General features: G+C 67.8%; 18 protein-coding genes. 12 read left to right on the top strand and 6 right to left on the bottom strand.

Annotated elements, in window-relative coordinates:
• Both UAA55_RS02275 and UAA55_RS02270 read right to left on the bottom strand, forming a co-directional pair.
• The gene (locus UAA55_RS02275; RefSeq protein ID WP_322951047.1) at positions 1–2,445 is read right to left on the bottom strand and encodes a S8 family serine peptidase; all 2,445 of its coding nucleotides are present in this window, start codon (positions 2,443–2,445) and stop codon (positions 1–3) included.
• 132 nt (positions 2,446–2,577) lie between these two features.
• The gene (locus UAA55_RS02270; protein ID WP_322951046.1) at positions 2,578–3,390 is read right to left on the bottom strand and encodes a MipA/OmpV family protein; all 813 of its coding nucleotides are present in this window, start codon (positions 3,388–3,390) and stop codon (positions 2,578–2,580) included.
• 461 nt (positions 3,391–3,851) lie between these two features.
• Between UAA55_RS02270 and UAA55_RS02265 the strand changes: the two genes are divergently transcribed.
• Positions 3,852–5,444, top strand: a complete 1,593-nt coding sequence (locus UAA55_RS02265; RefSeq protein ID WP_322951045.1) for a S10 family peptidase — start codon at positions 3,852–3,854, stop codon at positions 5,442–5,444.
• A gap of 70 nt (positions 5,445–5,514) precedes the next feature.
• Here the strand turns inward: UAA55_RS02265 and UAA55_RS02260 are convergent, their stop codons facing one another.
• The 4 genes from UAA55_RS02260 to UAA55_RS02245 all read right to left on the bottom strand — a co-directional run bounded on the left by UAA55_RS02260 (position 5,515) and on the right by UAA55_RS02245 (position 11,400).
• Complete coding sequence (locus UAA55_RS02260) at positions 5,515–6,030, bottom strand: hypothetical protein (RefSeq protein WP_322951044.1); 516 nt, start codon at positions 6,028–6,030, stop codon at positions 5,515–5,517.
• Positions 6,031–6,163: 133 nt separating this feature from the next.
• Positions 6,164–9,196 carry a TonB-dependent receptor domain-containing protein gene (locus UAA55_RS02255; RefSeq protein WP_322951043.1) on the bottom strand — a complete coding sequence of 1,011 codons (3,033 nt, stop codon included), beginning with the start codon at positions 9,194–9,196 and terminating at the stop codon, positions 6,164–6,166.
• A 352-nt stretch (positions 9,197–9,548) separates the two neighbouring features.
• Positions 9,549–10,379, bottom strand: a complete 831-nt coding sequence (locus tag UAA55_RS02250; protein ID WP_322951042.1) for a class I SAM-dependent methyltransferase — start codon at positions 10,377–10,379, stop codon at positions 9,549–9,551.
• A gap of 82 nt (positions 10,380–10,461) precedes the next feature.
• A complete protein-coding gene (locus tag UAA55_RS02245; protein ID WP_322951041.1) occupies positions 10,462–11,400 on the bottom strand; it encodes a LysR substrate-binding domain-containing protein in 939 nt (312 codons plus the stop codon).
• A 184-nt stretch (positions 11,401–11,584) separates the two neighbouring features.
• On the opposite strand from UAA55_RS02245, the gene UAA55_RS02240 reads away from it, so the two are divergent.
• The 11 genes from UAA55_RS02240 to UAA55_RS02190 all read left to right on the top strand — a co-directional run bounded on the left by UAA55_RS02240 (position 11,585) and on the right by UAA55_RS02190 (position 17,702).
• Positions 11,585–11,821, top strand: coding sequence for a hypothetical protein (locus tag UAA55_RS02240; protein WP_322951040.1), 237 nt, complete (start codon positions 11,585–11,587; stop codon positions 11,819–11,821).
• Positions 11,822–11,907: 86 nt separating this feature from the next.
• Positions 11,908–12,381, top strand: a complete 474-nt coding sequence (locus tag UAA55_RS02235; RefSeq protein WP_322951039.1) for a DUF1203 domain-containing protein — start codon at positions 11,908–11,910, stop codon at positions 12,379–12,381.
• Positions 12,382–12,578: 197 nt separating this feature from the next.
• On the top strand, positions 12,579–13,607 hold the full coding sequence (locus UAA55_RS02230) for a LacI family DNA-binding transcriptional regulator (protein WP_322951038.1): 1,029 nt from the start codon (positions 12,579–12,581) through the stop codon (positions 13,605–13,607).
• Between the two features lie 304 nt (positions 13,608–13,911).
• The gene (locus UAA55_RS02225) at positions 13,912–14,205 is read left to right on the top strand and encodes a RebB family R body protein (protein ID WP_322951037.1); all 294 of its coding nucleotides are present in this window, start codon (positions 13,912–13,914) and stop codon (positions 14,203–14,205) included.
• A 168-nt stretch (positions 14,206–14,373) separates the two neighbouring features.
• Positions 14,374–14,643 carry a RebB family R body protein gene (locus UAA55_RS02220; protein WP_322951036.1) on the top strand — a complete coding sequence of 90 codons (270 nt, stop codon included), beginning with the start codon at positions 14,374–14,376 and terminating at the stop codon, positions 14,641–14,643.
• A 92-nt stretch (positions 14,644–14,735) separates the two neighbouring features.
• Positions 14,736–15,002, top strand: coding sequence for a RebB family R body protein (locus UAA55_RS02215; protein ID WP_322951035.1), 267 nt, complete (start codon positions 14,736–14,738; stop codon positions 15,000–15,002).
• Between the two features lie 75 nt (positions 15,003–15,077).
• A complete protein-coding gene (locus UAA55_RS02210; protein ID WP_322951034.1) occupies positions 15,078–15,356 on the top strand; it encodes a RebB family R body protein in 279 nt (92 codons plus the stop codon).
• Positions 15,357–15,431: 75 nt separating this feature from the next.
• Positions 15,432–15,659, top strand: coding sequence for a RebB family R body protein (locus UAA55_RS02205; RefSeq protein ID WP_322951033.1), 228 nt, complete (start codon positions 15,432–15,434; stop codon positions 15,657–15,659).
• Positions 15,656–16,228 carry a RebB family R body protein gene (locus tag UAA55_RS02200; RefSeq protein WP_322951032.1) on the top strand — a complete coding sequence of 191 codons (573 nt, stop codon included), beginning with the start codon at positions 15,656–15,658 and terminating at the stop codon, positions 16,226–16,228. Before UAA55_RS02205 ends, UAA55_RS02200 begins: the two co-directional genes overlap by 4 nt.
• A 50-nt stretch (positions 16,229–16,278) precedes the next feature.
• Entirely contained in the window at positions 16,279–16,629 is a 351-nt protein-coding gene (locus UAA55_RS02195) for a hypothetical protein (RefSeq protein ID WP_322951031.1), read from the top strand.
• Between the two features lie 23 nt (positions 16,630–16,652).
• A complete protein-coding gene (locus UAA55_RS02190; RefSeq protein WP_322951030.1) occupies positions 16,653–17,702 on the top strand; it encodes a hypothetical protein in 1,050 nt (349 codons plus the stop codon).
• Positions 17,703–17,715: the final 13 nt, after the last annotated feature.

Below are 17,715 nucleotides of genomic sequence, written 5' to 3'. Positions count from 1 at the left end.
TCAGAACGCGCGGCACCGGCCACCCCGGCGATCAGACCCCGGGCTGGTGTTGGGAACGGTGCTGTCCGGACACGTTGAAAGAGAAGGGCGGCGGCCTTGGGGGCGCCGCCTTTTTTCAACCGGCGGCCAGCAGGGCCAGGGCGAAGGGCTGCGGTCGTGGGGCACGTTGGCGCCGACCACCTGCACGGTCCAGATGCCGGCCGCCGCCGAGGACACGGCGATGGCCTCCACGTTGTTGGCGCTGTCCAAGCTTTGCCCATTGGAGCCTTGCCCGCCAAGGCCGGCGTTGCCGGTGAGGGTGGAGCCGTCGGGCCCACGCAGCACCAGGTTCAGGTTGTTCACCAGGCTGGCGCCGGGATAGTCGCTGTAGGCCATCACCACCCGCAGGGGGCTGCCATCCGCCGCCACCTGCAGGCTGTATTGGTAAAGGTCGCCGGTGGCGACGCCGTTGCCATCCAGGAAGGTGGCGCGAAGGGGGGGCGCCGGCGCCAGGATGGTGTCCAGGTGAACACGGCCGAAACCCTGGTTGATGTCCGGCAGGGGGCCATCTTCCACCCCCGGCGCCGTGCCGCCCAAGGGGACCGCGCCGGCGATCAGCGCCGCCTTCAGCAGGGCGGCCGACGGCGAGGGCAGGCCCACCTGCGTGCGTAGATACTCGCGGATCAGGGTGATGGCCCCGGCGACCAGGGGGGCCGCCGTGCTGGTGCCGCTCTCATACATGTAAAAGGGCGTGGCTGGGGCGTAATAGGGCGTCTGGCCATTGTAGCTGGCCAGACGCTGCGACCGGGTCGACAGGATGAAGGTGCCGGGCGCGACCACGTCCGGCTTTATCCGCCCATCCTGGGTGGGACCCCGGCTGCTGAAGGGCGCCATCTGGTCCGGGCCACCCGCCACCAAGGCGTCGACGGGGGCGGCCTTGCTGCCCCACTTGGCGCCGTTGGTGATGTTGATGTCCCGCCGGTTGTTGGCGCAGGCGCCCACGGTGATGCAGTTCTTGGCCGTTCCGGGCGGGGTGACGCTGCCGGGATCAATTCGGCCGTCGCCGTCACCGTCGCTGCCGTCGTTGCCGGCGGAGAAGACGATGCAGAAGTCCGGATTGTTCCAGATGAAGGTGTCGATGTCCGTGCAGTAGGAGTTGTAGGCTTGCTTGGTGCCGCCGCCCCAGGAATTGGAATGGATGCGGGCGCCTTTGCCGTAGGCCGCGCTGTACAGCACCTTCAGGTCGCTGGGCAGGCCCGCCAGGGAATAGGGTGGCGGGGTGGTCTGTCCTTCGACCGGCTTCCAGTCCAGGTACTGTTCCACCGCCTGCATGATCACCTGGGCCTTGTAAGCCAGGCCCCGCACCGGGCCGGCCAGGTTGGGCAGTTCGGCGCTGGCGGTGCCATCCCCCAGCAGGGCCCCGGCGGTATGGGTGCCGTGGCCGCGGTTGCGGTCGGCGGGGCCGTCGTCGGCGCCGGGATTGTTGATGCGCGAGGCGTAGCTGGGGCTGATGGGATAGCTTTCCAGCGCCAGGACGCGGCCGGCGAAATCGGGATGGATGGCGGCCGGGTCGCCTGAGTCCAAACCGGTGTCGCACATCGCGACCACCTCCCCGGCGCCGCTAAGCCCCAGGCCGGCGGCGTCGGTCAACACGCTGGCCGATCCGATGATGCGGGTGGCCTGGTCGGTGGATGGCATGGGCAGCACATGGCGGCCGATGCGCTTCACCCCGTGCACCTGGGCCAGGGCCAGCAGCTTGTCGCGCAGGCTACCCTCGCCCGGCGCCGCCGTTTCCACCACCAGCAGGGCGCTGCCCGGCGCCTCCTCCACGACGGTGAAGCCCGCGGCGGCGACGTCGCCCTGCCGGCCGTGGGCCTGGGCGGCGCCGAAGAACTCCACCGTGTAGGCGTCGGCCAGGGCGTGGCCGTGTTGCGCGCCCGGCGCCGGCGGGGCCGCCAGCGTGTCGACCTCGTGGATCAGGCGGGCGGCATAGGGCAGATGGCCCACCCATCGGACGGCGCCCAACTGGCTCAGCAGGCCCGCCTCGTCGGCGGTGGCGCGGACGATGATGGCGAAGTGCTGATAGGGCTCCACCACCTCCGCGCCGGTGGCCGCCACGGCGGCCAGCCACGCGTCCTGGATGGGGCCGACGAACTGCACGATGTAGTGATGGGCGCCCGGGGCCAAGGCGGCCTGGTCCCCATAGGCGGGGTGGGCCTCATGGCTGCCGTCGGCGGCCACGCGGGGAATGCCGGTGTCGATGGGGGCGGCGCCCGTGTTTGCCATGGTCAGCGTGTACAGGGCGCTGATGTCCTCCGTCAGGCCGGTGGCCAGCACCGCCGTGGCGGCGGCATCGCCGTCCACCTCCACGATGCGGAAGGCCGGATAGTCCTGCAGCAGGCGGACGCCGGGCAGCGCCGCCAGGGCCTGCGCCGACGCATCGAAAACCTTGATCACGCGTGGCATGGTGCGGTTCCCCCAAGGCCCTGGCGGGGCTCGGCATGCGCCAACCCCGCCAGGGCTGTATTTCCTCTGTCGCCACCATCTTAGGGTGGTTGGGCGCGCGCCGCCAACCGCATAGGCGTGAATATCGTGCGGTCAGAACCGGTAGGCGACGCTCAGGTTCAGGGTCAGCTGCGAATGGGCGCGGGTGATGGGGCTGTCGGCGGCGTCGCCCAGCAGCCTCTGGTAGGCGCCGTCCGCCGTCATGAACCAATGTTCCGTCCAGAACCATACGGCGCTGGAGCCGAAGCCGGCGCTGCTGAAACCGCTGCCTGGCGTGTATTGCCGGTACCCGCTGCGGATGGATTGGTTGGGGTTGATGCCGAAATAGCGCCGCATGTAGGAGGAGTCGGCATAGGTCGCGGTCGGGCCGACGAAGACGAAGAAACGCTCCGACCCGGCGACGGGCAGATAGGCGCTGATGTCCCCCACCCAGCCGTTGTTGCCGCCGAAGCCGCGCCGCACGGCGGTGCGCAGCACGACGGGGAAGATGGTGTACTCCGCGAACACCTTGGCCTCCGGCGCGGGCGAAATGTCGCCCAGGCCGCGCAGCTGGGAACTGTCATCCTGGTCGCGGCCGACATCGAAGCCCAGGGCGAGGCCGGCGCGGAAATTCTCCCCGCGCAGCAGGTTGACGCCGACACCTTCCCCCATGGAGAAGAAGGCGATGTCCTTGTAGCGCACATCCAGGTTGATGCCCGGCTGCACATGGTATTCGGAGGAGCCGACGTACCGCGGCTGGAACGAAGTCGCGGCCCCGACGCTGACATCCCAGGTGGGCAGCGGATTCTCGAACTTCGACCGCAACAGCACACCGGCCGAATATTGCCATTCACTGAGGGGGGAGGGTGTCTGTGCCCGCGCCTTGCCGGGCGTCAGACAGAGCAGGCAGAGCGCCAGGCCGAGCATAAGGCGGATCAGCGCGGGGCGACGGGCGGGGCGACGGATGCTCCGCCGCGGGTACGGGGCGCCGGGAACGTCCATGATTTGTTTTTGCCTCCAGGGAGAGGGGTTTTTTGGGCCGGGGGATCGGCGCGGAACCACGCCAACCCTGAAACGCGGAAATGGTCCAAAGGTTCCCGTGGCGCGGAAAATGGCCGCGGGCGACCATCCCGCCTGGTTGAGGACGCCAACCCGGGGCGGCCTTCAGCGAGCCTTCGGCGGCGGCTTCGCATCCCATCGGCGGTCGTTCATGGAGCCGCAGTCTATGCCCCCGCTTAAAACTTTTATCAGAGCCCCATTTCACCACCGCTTTTGTTACGCTGCCGCCCATCGGGCCGCCCCATTGGCAGAAACGGGGCGGGCGGTGTCACGGAAGCGGGGTCCGGGACACGGGCTTATGGTCCGCATAATGAAGAATGGGGGTTCCAGTGAAGAATAGGCGTTGGGGACTGCTGGTGGCGGCCGTGCTGGCCGTGACGGTGCCGGCGGTCATGGCTCCTGCCGTGATGGGCATCGCGCAGGAAAGGAAGGACGACAAGCAGGATCACAAGGACGGTGGACAGAAGGCCGGTCCCGATGGGGCGTCCAAGGTGGATGCGCCCAAGCGCGTCACCGTCGACCGCTCGGGCACCTTCAACGGCAAGCGTATCGACTACACCGTTTCGGCCGGAGAGACCTATCTGCGCGATGAGAAGGGTGAACCCGTCGCCAGCATCTTCTCCGTCGCCTACACCAAGAAGGGCGCCAATCCCGCCACGCGGCCGGTGACCTTTCTCTATAATGGCGGCCCTGGCTCCGCCAGCCTGTGGCTGCACATGGGCGTCTTTGGCCCTAAGCGCGTGCAGATCCCGGCGGATGCCGAGAATCCGGGCCCGCCGCCCTTCCCGCTGGTGGACAACGCTTATTCCATCCTGGACGTGACCGATCTGGTGTTCATCGACCCGGTCGCCACCGGCTACAGCCACGCCGTCGGCAAAGGGGAGGAGAAGGACTTCCTCGGCGTGAAGGAGGACGCGAAGTCGGTCGCGCAATTCGTGCGCGTCTGGCTGGGCAACAACAAGCGCTGGAACAGCCCCAAGTTCCTGGGCGGTGAAAGCTATGGCGGCATCCGGACCGGCGCCATGCTGCCGGAACTGAGCGGCACCACCTCCACCGTGTCCCTGAACGGCATCATCCTGATCTCGCCGGCCATGGACTACACCTCGCTGACCTTCACGCGGGGCAACCTGGTGCCCTACTGGTCCTTCCTGCCCAGCTACGCCGCCACGGCCTGGTACCACAAGAAGGTGGCCGACACCTCCATGGGCTTCGACAAGTTCCTGGCCGACGCCCGCCAGTTCGCGGCGACCGAGTACGCCTCGGCCCTCATCCAGGGCAACCGGCTGTCGCCGGAGCAGCACAAGGCGGTGGTGGCCAAGCTGGCCCATTTCACCGGCCTGTCCCCGGCCTTCATCGAGCAGTCGAACCTGAAGATCCAGGACCACCGTTTCATGAAGGAGTTGCTGCGCGACCAGGGCAAGAGCATCGGCCGCATCGACGGCCGCTACCTGGGCGAGGATTACGACAGCTCGGGCGAGCGGCCGGACAACGACCCCTCGCTGAACGGCATGAGCGGGGCGTTCAGCGCCGTGGTGAACACCTATTTCCGCAACGACCTGGGCCTGGACATGGGCGGGCGGGAGTACAAGGTGCTGGGCTCCCTCTACCGCCGCTGGAACTACGCCCAGGTGGATGGCGGCGGCGGCGAGCCCTACCGCGGCACCGACGTCGGCCCCTTCGTGGGCGACGCCATGCGCCAGAACAAGGGCATGAAGGCTTTCGTCGCCATGGGCTACTATGACCTGGCGACGCCGTTCTTCCATACCGAGAACAGCTTCAACGCCGGCGGCGTGCCCACCGGCCGGGTATCGTTCAACTACTACCCCGGCGGCCACATGATGTACGTGCAGCCCCAGGCCATCGAGAAGCTGACCCAGGACATCCGCAAGTTCATCGTCGCCGGCAGCCCGGCGCAGAACTAAACAGCGGCATGTTTGCAAAGTAAAACGGGCGGGAAACGATCCCGCCCGTTTCCATTGGGGCCTGCCGGCGTCAGCGCTCCCGCACCACGCTCAGGCTGTAGGACATGTCGCCCACCTGCAGCTGGTAGCCCATGCCCAGCATCGAATGGGACACGGTGGCGCTCTCGCCGCCCTTCAGGTGGATGCGGGCGTTTTCCTGCGAGCGCCAAACCTGGCCGTTTTCCAGGGTGAAGACGGGCCGGCCGGCGGGATCGGGACGCATGGAGACGATGCGGGACTGGATGTTGTCCAGTTCCGCCGCCACCGGCGGCGGGGGCGGCTCATGCTTGCCGAACGTGGCCTCGGTCTGGTCGGCCTTGACGCTGGGCGGGCTGCCGAAGGTGGCCTCCACCTTCTTCATCTCCGCTTCCAATCCATCGCTGCTCTTGTCGAAGCAGGCCAGGCGTTGGTCCCGGTCGGCGATCTTCTTGCAGGCCACCACCTCGCTTGCGGCGTTGGGGGTGGTCGCCGCCCGGACGGCCACCGGCAAGGCCATGGCCAGGAAGGCGGCCGCCAGGGCTGGGGCGGCAATGCGGATGTGGTTCATCCATTTCTCCCAAGGCCCGGCGGCGATGGCCGCGCGGGGCCGAACGCGAAAAGGGGCCGGACCGGTTTCCCGATCGCGGCCCCGACTTCTCGAAGGGTGGGGGCCCGGCATCGCCGCCCGGCCCCCGCACTCATCAGAACTTCACCGTCGTGCCGACGAAGAAGGTACGGCCGACGATGTCGTACGAGCCGCCGCCACCCGTGGTGACCGGGAACGTGGCGTACGAACCGCCTTGGTACGAGCCCTGGTACAGGAAGGGCACGGCCGGGGGCATCTTGTCCGCCAGGTTGTTGATACCGCCGAACACCGTGATGTTCTTCCAGCGGTAGCGGGCGGAGATGTCGTGGTACCAGTAGGTCGGGATCTTGTTGAAATCCGCGATTTCGGCCGTGGAGTTCGGGAAGGTCTCGGACTCGCCGATGAAGCGGCTGGACCAGGTGACCGTCAGGTTGTTCCAATCCCAGGTGCCGGTGAAACGGCCCTTCAGGTGGGGGTAACCGACGGTGCCGGCGCGGTACAGCTTGTTCTCGGCGTGGGCCGGGTCCTGGATGATGATGCTTTCCGGAACCCAGGAGCCGGTGAAGCCCAGGTTCAGGCCGCCCATGTTCTGCAGGCCCACCTTGTCCAGCTCGAAGGCGTAGTCGACCTGGAAGTCCAGACCGCGCACCACTTCCTTACCGATGTTGACGGTGTTGCCATAGATGGTGGCGATGGAACCGTCCGCACGGCGGTTGATCAGGCCGCACTGCGCGGCGGCGCTCAGATCATAGCAGTTGGTCAGGATGGAGTTGGAGGTCAGCGCCGCCTGGCCCTGGGTGATCTTCACCAGCCAGTAGTCGGCGGTGACGTTCAGGCCCGGGATGAAGGTCGGCGTGAACACGGCGCCGGCCGTCAGGGTGCGGCCGATTTCCGGCTTCAGGTTGATGTTGCCGCCCGTACGGGTGGACGGGTTGCCGAAGTCGCTGGACTTGTAGCCGGCCGGCACCACCTTGGCGCAGTTGGCGGCGCGGGTGGCGTTGGCGTTGATGTTTTCGACCGAGCAGGGGTCGCTGACGCCCAGGAAGTTATCGCCGGCCGGGGTGAACAGGTCGTCGATGTTGGGCGCGCGCACCGCGCGGGCGATGCCGCCGCGCAGCTTCACGTCGTCGTTGACGGCCCAGCCGGCCTGGATGTTCCAGGTGCTGGCGGGGCCGGCCAGCGAGTAGTCGGAGTAACGATAGGCCAGGTCCAGGTCCACGGCCTTGGCGAACGGCAGGTCGCGCAGGACGGGGACGCTCAACTCACCGTAGACTTCGGTGGTGTCGTAGCTGCCAGACACGGAACCGTTCTGGTTGCCATAGATGGTGCCGGTGGGCTGGTTCTGCAGGAAGTCGGTCTTGTCCACCAACTCTTCCTTGCGGTACTCGACGCCGGCGGCGAAGCTGACCGGGGCCACGGTGCCGCTGAACAGCGCCGGGAACTTGAACAGGTCGCCGTTCAGGTTGAAGGCGGCGTCGTGCTGCTGCAGCGTCGCCATTTCCTTGGTGTAGGTGTAGGCGTAGTTCTTCTGCGCCGCGGTCAGCGGGCCGACCACGAAGGGGTTGATGGGGACGCAGCCGTTGGCCTGGGCGGTGGCGTCACGGCAGACGATCTTGCCACCCACGTTCACGGCGTCCAGCTGCTGGTTGAACAGGCTGACGACCTTGTCGGTGTTCACGAAGCTGGTGCGGTTGCGGCCGTAGTCGTAATAGGCCTCGTAATGCCAGCCGTTGGTGAGGTCACCGTTCAGGCCGAACACGCCGCGCATCACCTCGTACTCGTAGGCGTATTCGCGCGGGCCATACCAATCGTCGTTCACGCGGGTGATGGTGAAGCTGGACACCTTGTCGGTGGCCAGCAGCGCCTTCAGGTCGGACGGCAGGTAGGCGTTGTCGGCCTGGATGGTCAGCGCGCCGGAGCCCAACTGACCGTTGGTGCCGGTGGCGGGGGTGCCCGTGCCGTTGGTGAACGGCGTGGACCGGCTGGTGCCGCGGCTGTCGGAATACTTCAGATCGGCGAAGAAGTTCACCGTGTCGATTGGGCCCAGGTCCTGCGCCAGGCGATAGTTGACCAGGGTGTCGGCCACTTCGCGGATGTTGGGGGTGCGCAGGGTCAGGTACTTGGACGGGTTGTAGCCATCCCCACCGATCGAGTTGGCGTCACCGGCGCTGGTCTTGTTGCCGGCCGGGATGCCGTTGATCAGCGTGCCGCGGTTGAACGGGATGATGCCCGAGCCGTCGGGCTTGAAAGTGTAGCTGTACTGCGGGTGGGCCGCGTCCAGCCAGGTGCGGATGACGGGGGCGCCGCTGGCCGCCAGCACCGACGACACGGTCGGGGAGATGGTGATGCGGTCGGGGATACCGTCGCTGGCGCTCTTGCTGGCCGGGTTGGCCACCAGGGTGTAGTTGTACAGTGCTTCGGGCCGGTCGCTGCCGTGCAGGCCCAGGTCGTGGTTGTAGTCGACCGCCAGGGTGATGTTGCCGCGGCCGCCGTCGAAGTTGTGGCCGACGATGGCGCTGACGTCGGTGGACTGGTAGCCGTCCCCGTCCGACCAGTTGTACTGGATGGTGGCTTCAGCGCCTTCGTAGTTCTTCTTGGTGATGACGTTGACCACACCGGCGACGGCGTCGGCGCCGTACACGGCCGAGGTACCGCCCGTCACCACTTCGATGCGCTCGACCAGGGCCGGCGGGATGCTGTTCAAGTCGACCAGCGAGGTGCCGCCGGAACCGTTGCGGCCGGACAGCGAACCCACATGGCGCTTGCCGTCCACCAGCGTCAGGGTGCGGTATTCGCCCAGGCCGCGCAGGTTGGCGAAGTTCACGCCGGCGCCGTTGATGAAGCGGGCGTTGGTCGACGGACCCATGTCGTTCTGGGTCTGCGGCAGCTGGCTCAGCACGTCGACGGTCGAGGTCAGGCCGGTGGCCTGGATGGCCTCGGAATTGATGACCTGGACGGGGGTGGGCTGCGTCAGGTTGGGGCGCGCGATGCGCGAACCGGTGACGACGATTTCCTCGAGGGAATCATCGGCGGCGGCTTGCTGCTTCTGCTGGGCCTGGGCGGTGGTCGCGGCCAGCGCCATCAGGGCGCCCGCAGCGATGCCATGGCGCCACACCTTGCGGCGGGCGGCGACGGAAATCTCCCTCATGCCTCTCCTCAATCTCTCTTCTGTCTTGATCGTTGGCCGGCCCCCCATCGGCGCCCAGCCAGCCCCGCGCCCATACCGGGGCAGGATTGCGACCAATTTCTTTTGCAGAAGTGCGATCGAGTAAACGGCGGATTTTGTAACAATCGGTATCAACCGATAAGTGTGCGAATTTTGTCACATTTTTGATAACGGCAGAAATGCCAAGGTGTCAAAAATGGAAATGTTATTGCTTAAGGCTTATGCCGTGGCGGATCGCCGCATTCCCGCCCCGCTGGCGCGAAAAAGCGCCGCGGCCAAAGGCGGCACGGCGCGAGACTCGTTTGTTATCTGAATATTGTATAAACTAATCAGCTTATTGCGGAGGTTTCCGGAATTTCAGCACGAAATTATCGGCCTCGCCCACGGCCAGATAGCGCTCCCGGTCTCTATCCTTAAGCGCTAGGGTTGGGGGCAAGGTCCATACGCCTTCCGGCCAATCCTTGCTGTCCTTGGGATTGGCGTTGATCTCGGAACTGCCCACCAGTTCGAAGCCGGCCTTTCTGGCGAGCGCGATGGCGTAATCCTGCCTTACGTAACCGTTGGTTGCTTTCGGATCCTGGGGTTGGGCGTCGCTGGCGCGGTGATCCTCGATGCCCAGGACGCCGCCGGGCTTCAGCGCCCGGTAGAAGGCCGCCATGGCCTCATCCGCGTAACCGCCGTCCATCCAGTTGTGCAGGTTGCGGAAGGTGACGATCAGGTCGGCGCTGCCGGCGGGGGCGATGTCGAAATGGCCCCGGCCGAATTCCGTCACCTTGACCTTGCCATAACGCGCCGGGTCGGCGGCCAGCTTGGCGTCGAAGGCGGCGTTTTCGCGGTTGGCGTAGGCGTTGTCCGTTCCCCGGGGGTTGGCGGCGGCGTAGTAGGTGCCCCGGTCGTGCAGATAGGGCGCCAGGATTTCCGTCCAATAGCCGCCGCTGGGCGAAATCTCGACCACCGTCTGGTTGGGCGCCAGGCCGAAGAAGGCCAGCTCCTGCAGGGGATGCCGGGCGGCGTCACGCGCCTGGAACTGGGGCGAACGGGCGGGCGAGGCCACCGTCTGCGCCAGGACGGGGTCGGGCTTGGCCTCTTCGGCGCCCAGGGTGGGCAGGCTAAAGGCGGTCGCGCCGGCCAGGACGGCCAGCTGGAGCAAGGGCCGCAGACGCATGGGGCTTTCCTCGGGGTTTGGGGGCCGTTATGCCGGCCCGTCGTCATGGACGCGGAAGTGTAGGGAAAAGCGCACCCGGGCGCTACGGGGCCGCCGCCGGTGGCTCCATGGCCGCGGTGTGAAGCGGCCCCCGGGGCGGCGTGTTCAGCAGATGATCGGTCAGCAGCTTGGCGAAGCGGGGCAGGCGGGCGCGGCCGCGGGTGCAGACCTTCAGGTCGCGCACCGCCCAGCTGTCGGTCAGGGTGACGCAGCGGATGTCCATGGTCTGGGCGGCGCGGCGCGCCGTCGTTTCGGGCACGATGCCGATGCCGACATTGCCCTCCACCAGGCGGCAGATGCCGTCGAAGCTGCGCAGCTGCACCCGCAGGCGCAGGCGCCGGCCGGCCCGGGACGCCCGGTCGGACAGGAAGCGTTGCAGCGCCGCCGCTCGGTCCAGCCCCACCAGGTCGTGGTCCATCACCTCGGCGAAGGTCACGGTCTCGCGCCCGCCCAGGGGATGGGTGGGGGCCGCCACCAGGACGAAGCGGTCCTGGCGGAAGGGATAGGTTTCCAGGTCGCCCGTCTCCACCGTGCCGGCGACGATGCCGATGTCGCCGGTGCCGTCGGCGATGGCGGCCACGATCTCATCGCTCAACCGCTCCTCCACATCCACCGACACCAGGGGATGGGCGTTCAGGAAGCTGCTCAGCAACTCGGGCAGGAATTCCGTCAGGGCGTTGGTGTTGGACAGGATGCGGACGTTGCCGGCCGCCCCGCCGGCGTAGACGCTCAGATCTTCGCGCAGGCGTTCCGTCTGGTCCAGGATGGCGCGGGCATGGGCCAGCAGGGCGCGGCCGGCGGGGGTGGGTGTCACCCCGTGCCGTCCCCGGTCCAGCAGGGTGGCGCCCAGCGACACCTCCATGTTGCGGATGCGGGTGCTGGCCGCCGCCAGGGCCAGGTGCGCCCGCTCGGCCCCCCAGGTGATGCTGCCCGCCTCCACCACGTCACGGAACAGGGCCAGGTCGATCAGGTCGAATTGCATGGGAAGCCCCCTTCACGGATAACCCTTCGCCATCGGCGAAGGCAGACTGCGCGCAATACACATTGTTGCCAAGGGTTTGGTGACCGATACTTCGCCAGTGACGGAGCGATCCCGCAGTCGGACGCCCCTCCGCCCGGGGCCCGCATCCCCGGGCGGCACCCCCGAAACCTTGAAGGACTCCATCATGACCGGCCGCCTTTCTAGTGGCGCCGGCGGCGCGCTGTCGCGCGCGCTGCTGGGGCTGCTCCTGCTCGCCTTCATTCTCCTGCTGATGCAGCGTCTGGCGTCGCCGGTGGCGCTCGACAGTCAGGGGAGCCCCTGCACCCTGGTGCAGGTGATGCCCGATCCCGACCAGATGCCACCCACGGAGGTGGCCAAGCCTGGGCCGCCGTCCTTCGGCCCGGACGCTTATGGCGACTGAGGCTCATTCGGCCGCAGGAAACGGGATGGCTGAAGCGGTGGGGCGGGGCAGGGTGGGACATCGACACCTGACGATCGGTTGCCATCATGACCCTGTCCTTCACCGTCACCGGCCTGGACCCGGCCCCCTTCGCCCCCTTGTTCGCCTTGGATGAGGCCGGCTTGCTGGCCGCCGGCGCCCGCCGCCAAGTCGTGGACGCCCCTGGCGCCTTCCCCTGCCGTGCCAGCCTGGATGATGCCCTGCCGGGGGAGCGCGTGGTGCTGGTGAACCATCAGCACCAGCCGGCCTTCACCCCCTATCGCTCCGCCCACGCGATCTATGTGCGCGAAGGTGTGGATGAGGCCCGTCGCACAGTGGATGCCGTGCCGCTGGCGCTGGCGCGTCGCGTCCTATCCCTACGGTGTTTTGACTCGGGCCACATGATCGTGACGGCGGACCTGGTGGCAGGGGCGGAGGCCATCCCCGTCATCCGCCGGCTGCTGGAATGGCCGGAAGTGGCTTATATCCACGCGCATTACGCCAAATATGGCTGCTATGCCGCGCGGATCGACCGGGCCTGATCACCAGCGCCGCGAACATTCCATGGGATGGGCGGTGCTGGCACGGCCGTCTCGGCGGCGTGGCCCTTGCGTCACCATCCCTGGGCAAGGGAATATCGGCGCTCCGCCAGCCTGGCGGGGGCGCCGCCGTCTTGCCGTCGGCGATCGGGATACGGATCGGCGGACGGATGCGGCGGTCGCGGCGACAGCGGGACAGGGTGACCATCCAGGACGTGGCCCAGCGCGCCGGCGTGTCGGCCATGACCGTGTCCAACGTCGTCAACCGCACCGGCAAGGTGGGCGACGCCACCCGCGTCCGGGTTCGCGCCATCATCGAGGAAATGGGCTACGTCCCCAGCCAGGCGGCCCGTTACCTGGTGGGCGCGGCGCCGGCCCGCATCGGCCTGATCTACCTCGACGTCGAAAGCATGTTCCTCAGCCTGGCGCACGGCGAGGTGTCGGCCGCGGCGGCCGAGAAGGGGTTGCAGCTGATGGTGCGCCGCGCCGGCGACGCCACCTTCGACACGGCGGTGGCCGTGGCCCAGTCGCTGGTGCGCTCGGGCGCCGACGCGCTGCTGCTGATCCCGCCTTTCGCCGAACTGCTGAGCGGGGTGCCGGCCCTGCGCGCCCTGGGCGTGCCGGCGGCGGCCATCGCCACGGCGGGCCCACTGCCTGACATGGCCACGGTGCGCATCGACAACCACGCGGCGGGCCGGGCGGTGACGGAACTGCTGATCGCCCGGGGCTACCGTCGTATCGCCATCGTCACCGGTCCCGGCGGCCATTCCGACAGCGTCGCCCGGCTGCAGGGCTACCAGGCCGCGCTGGCGGCCCACGGCCTCCCCTACCGGCCGGAGCTGTGCGTGGAGGGACTTTTCAGTTTCGAAACGGGCCTTCTCGCCGCCGGCGGCCTATTGGACCTCGCCCCGCCGCCGGACGCCATCATGGCCGCCAACGACGACATGGCCGCCGCCGCCCTGTGGGCCGCCCACCGGCGGGGCCTGACGCTACCCCGTGACCTGGCCGTCACCGGCTTCGACGACACGCTGGTCGCCACCCGGGTCTGGCCGGCGCTGACCACCGTGCGCCAACCCATCAGGGATATGGCCATCCGCGCCATCGACCTGCTGGTGGAGGCGCTGGGCGGCCCCATGGCTAAGGGGATGGTGGACGGTGTCACCCCCGCGCCGCGCGACGTTGTGCTGGACTTCACCTTGGTGGAGCGTGGATCCGTCCGTCCGGCGTAAAGTGGTGTGACGCCTGATGGCCGCCCGATATCCGGGCCCGGCCCTGTTTTCAGGGATGCGGACAAAACGCCGAACCGCGCAAATCCGCTGGTCTGATGCCGCCGAATTCGCGTCGATCCTGCCGGTTATTCCATTCGAAAGACCAATCGCCCCAGAAGGCGCGTCCTTATAGTGGTTTCGTGGTCGGAACACACAACCCGAAACGCAAACTGGGCGACATGGCCGGCGTGTTCGACGTGGGCCGACCCGATCTCGCAACCATCGGACCGCGTTGCCCGCGGCCGTAATGATCCGAGGAGGAAATATGGCATTCCCCACGTCCGTCAATGACCAGATCACCGACAGCGTCACCCAGGCCAACACCAAGGTTCTGGGCGACGCCCCGGCCATCGCCATGGGCAACCTGTTCCAGGCGACGGCGCAGGCCTTGGCCAACGCCGCCCACAACGCCACCAACGCCCAGCAGCAGTCCTATGTGACGACGCAGGCGGCCACCACCATGGGTGTCGCCACGCTCTACTCGCTGGACACCGCCACCACCGGCGTCGCCACCAAGCAGATCCTGGGCACCGGCGTCAAAGGCCTGGGCACGCCCTGACCGTCCGGTCCATCCGGCCCCCTCCCAAGAAACCAGCGCCGTTCCGATCCGCCCCGGTCCCCTCGCGGATTTCCGGGTCAGGGGACGCGCGCCCCGCCACCGGCGTAGCCGGCCCTCCCGGTTCGGGGCCGGGGCGACCGACCCACTTTTCGATAAGGAAGCGATGAGATGGCATTTCCCACTTCCGTCAACGACCAGATTACCGACAGCGTCACCCAGGCCAACACCAAGGTCCTGGGCGACGCCCCGGCCATCGCCATGGGCAACTTGTATCAGGCGACGGCGCAGGCCCTGGCCAACGCCGCCCATAACGCCACCTATGCCCAGCAGCAATCCTACGTGACGGCCCAGGCCGCCACCACCATGGGCGTGGCAACGCTCTATTCGCTGGATACCGCCACCACCGGTGTCGCCACCAAGCAGGTCTTGTCCGTCTAAGAACGGCCCGCCGGATCAACGCCGGGGTTTTGCTTCCCCGGCGTTGATCCGGCGCCGGTGGCAATGACCCCACGCCCAAGGAAGATCGTGCGATGGCTTTTCCAACGGCTGTCAACAGTCAGATCACGGACTCCGTTTCCCAGAGCAACGTCATGGTCGTCGGGTCGTCCCCGGCCATCGCCATGGGCAATTTGTATCAGGCGACGGCCCAAGCCCTGGCCAACGCCGCCCACAACGCGACCATGGCGCAGCAGCAGATGTACGTAACGGCGCAGGCGGCGACGACGGCGGGCGTGGCCCTGCTGTATTCGCTGGATGTCGCCTCAACCGGCGTGGCCGTCGCCAAAGTCCTGAAATGACGGGGGACGCACGCAATCCTGAACGCAACCGGCCGGTCGCATGCCGTGGCCGGCTTCAATTAGAGGAGTGGAACAATGGCCTTTCCGACCGCTGTGAACAGCCAGATCACCGACAGCGTCAGCCAGGTGAACACCAAGGTCCTGGGTGACGCGCCGGCCATCGCCATGGGCAACCTGTTCGTCGCCACCGGCCAAGCGCTGTCGAACGCGGCGCATAATGCCACGAACAACCAGAACCAGTCCTACGTCACCATGCAGGCGTCCACGGCCCAGGCCGTGTCCACCCTGCTGACGCTGGACACGGCCTCCACGGGTGTCGCCACCCGGGAGATCCTGGCCACCGGCTTGGTCTGATCCGGCGGGGAGGGGCGCGTTCGCGCGCCTCTCCTTCCCCGAGAGGTTCCGTGACCAGCCGAAGCCGGGGCGAACGTGGCAGGCATCAAAGGCCCCCTTTCGGCCGTCGCCAACGCGACGGTGCTGGAGATCGGCACCGCGCCTTCGCTGGCCATGGCCATGACTTATACCGCGATGGCCGACAGCATCGGCCTCGCCATGGAAAACGCGGTGGCCAATCAGCAACGCGGCCAAGTCCTCGCGGAGGCGGCGTTGGCCCAGGTCCTGACCTTCATAATCGCCAAGGGAGCAACCGGGAAATGAGTGAACAAGGCACGGTCAACAGCCAGGTGGTGGACAGCGTCGCCGACGTTGTCACTTTGCTGACAGGGCAGGCCCCGTCCCAGGCGTTCGGCATGCTGGATGCCGTGATGGTCGAAACGATGGGCATGGCCATGCACAACGCCATCAACCGGCAACAGGGCGCCGGCATGATCGGATCGGCGGCGGTGGCCGCGGCCTGCGCCCGCCTGCTGTCGATGCCCATCGCCGTCCCCCCGGGGCCACCGCCGCCCGCGCCCCAGGATCCGCCGCCGCCGCCCGTCGTGGCCCCGCTGCCCAGCCCGCCGCCCAATCTGCCGCCGTCGGCCATCGTCGCCGCCGCCATGGCCCAGGGGGTGCAGGCCATCGACGCCCTGCGCAGCCAGGCCGCCGCGGCGGGCAGCGTGGCGGCCAGCGCGGAGCAGGACCTGCAGACGCTGAGCCAGGACGCGCTGGCCCCCCTGGTCCCGGCGGTTTCCGCCCCGGGGCCGCAGATCGGGGCGGTCAACGTGGCACCGGACGCCGACGATGTTCAGGAACCGGCCGCGCACACCCCGAAGAAGTCGATCTGACAGCACCGGGTGCCGCGTCCCCGCAGCCCCAGCCAGTTTAAGGAGATCCCATGTCCGTCCCGGCAACGGTCAATCCCCAGGTCATCGACGTCATCAACCAGGTCCAGTCGGCGACCATGAGTCCCCAGGTCGTCCTGACCAGCGGCGCCGGCAAGGCCTACCAGTCGGTCGCCCAGTCGGCGGCTATCGCGGTGCAGGACGCCACCGACACCCTGCGCAACCTGTCCACCATCGCCACCACCGCCGCCGGTGTGGCCATCGCCCAGTTCATCGCGACGGGTGAGCCCAAGTACGCCGCGGCGCTGGAACAGGCCAAGGGCCTGCTGAAAACGGCGTCGGAGGATTTCAGCGACATCGGTACCGCCGCGTCCAACGTGCTAAAGAATTTCCCTTCCGGTTGATATTCCGACGCAGAGGTATCCAAATGACTGTAATCGTCGCCGATCGCGTGCTCCGCACGGTATCCGACCTGTCCGCCCCCAGCCGCCTGGTCCTCGCCTTTATCGACGGCGGAATGGAATGGCTGGACTGGGCGGCGCGGGACCCTGTCGCCCGTTACGCCTTCCCTGATGAAACGCATCTGGTGGGGGAGGTCCAGCGGGGGCTGCACGGCGCCCCTTACGCGCTGCTGCCGCGCCTGGGCCTGCTGGTGGCGCCGGCCAAGCTGATGACACTGGGTATGGAGGAGTTGCGCACCCTGGCCCATGTCGAGAGCGGGCTGGATGATGATCTGGTCCTCCGCCATGCCGAGGCGACGATGGCGGCGCACGCGTTGCTGACCCAGCGCCAGCTGGCCGCCGTGCCGGCCTTCTTGCAGTCCCTGGGGGTGGGCGGCCAGCCGGTGTTCCAGGCCCTGGAGCTGCAGGAACTGCGGGTGCTGCACGGGCTGATCGATTTGCCGACGCTGGCGGGCGACGGCCATGTCGACCTGCGGGGCGGCGCGGCCGCCTTCGCGGCGGAGCAGGCGCGCACCCCGACCGAATTCGCCGACTACTACCGCTTCTACCTGGCGCAGATCGCCAACCTGAAGGCCTGGAACCTGTCGGCGGAAGAACGTCGGCAACGGGCTGAAGCCACCATGACGACCCTGCTGCCGCTGATGTTCGGAGCGCTGGACTGCCCGCAGGTGGACGGCCTGGTCTCACCGGCGGAGGTGGCGCGGGCCATCACCGACTGGCTGCGCCGCGGCAACCGCCTGGGGTTCGCCCGGCTTTCGGAAGGGGTGTGCCGCATCGCCGAGGACACGGTCCTCACCATCGAGACCGGGGTGGCGGCGCGGCACCTGGTCGACGCCTACCTGTCGTCGGCGCAATCCTTCCTGACGGCGCATGCGCCCACCCGCGGCCTCATGGGCCAGGATGGCGCCACCTGCCTCTTCCCGGTGACCGACGGCACCACCCAAGCCGAGGTGCAACTGGGTGCCACCGGCACCATCACCTTGCGCCAATTCCGGCGCACCCCACCCAAATCCTGACAGCTGAACGGAG

The organism is Nitrospirillum guanabarense (assembly GCF_034653355.1).
Taxonomy (GTDB): Bacteria; Pseudomonadota; Alphaproteobacteria; order Azospirillales; family Azospirillaceae; genus Nitrospirillum.
This window is presented reverse-complemented; position numbering and strand designations above follow the sequence as displayed.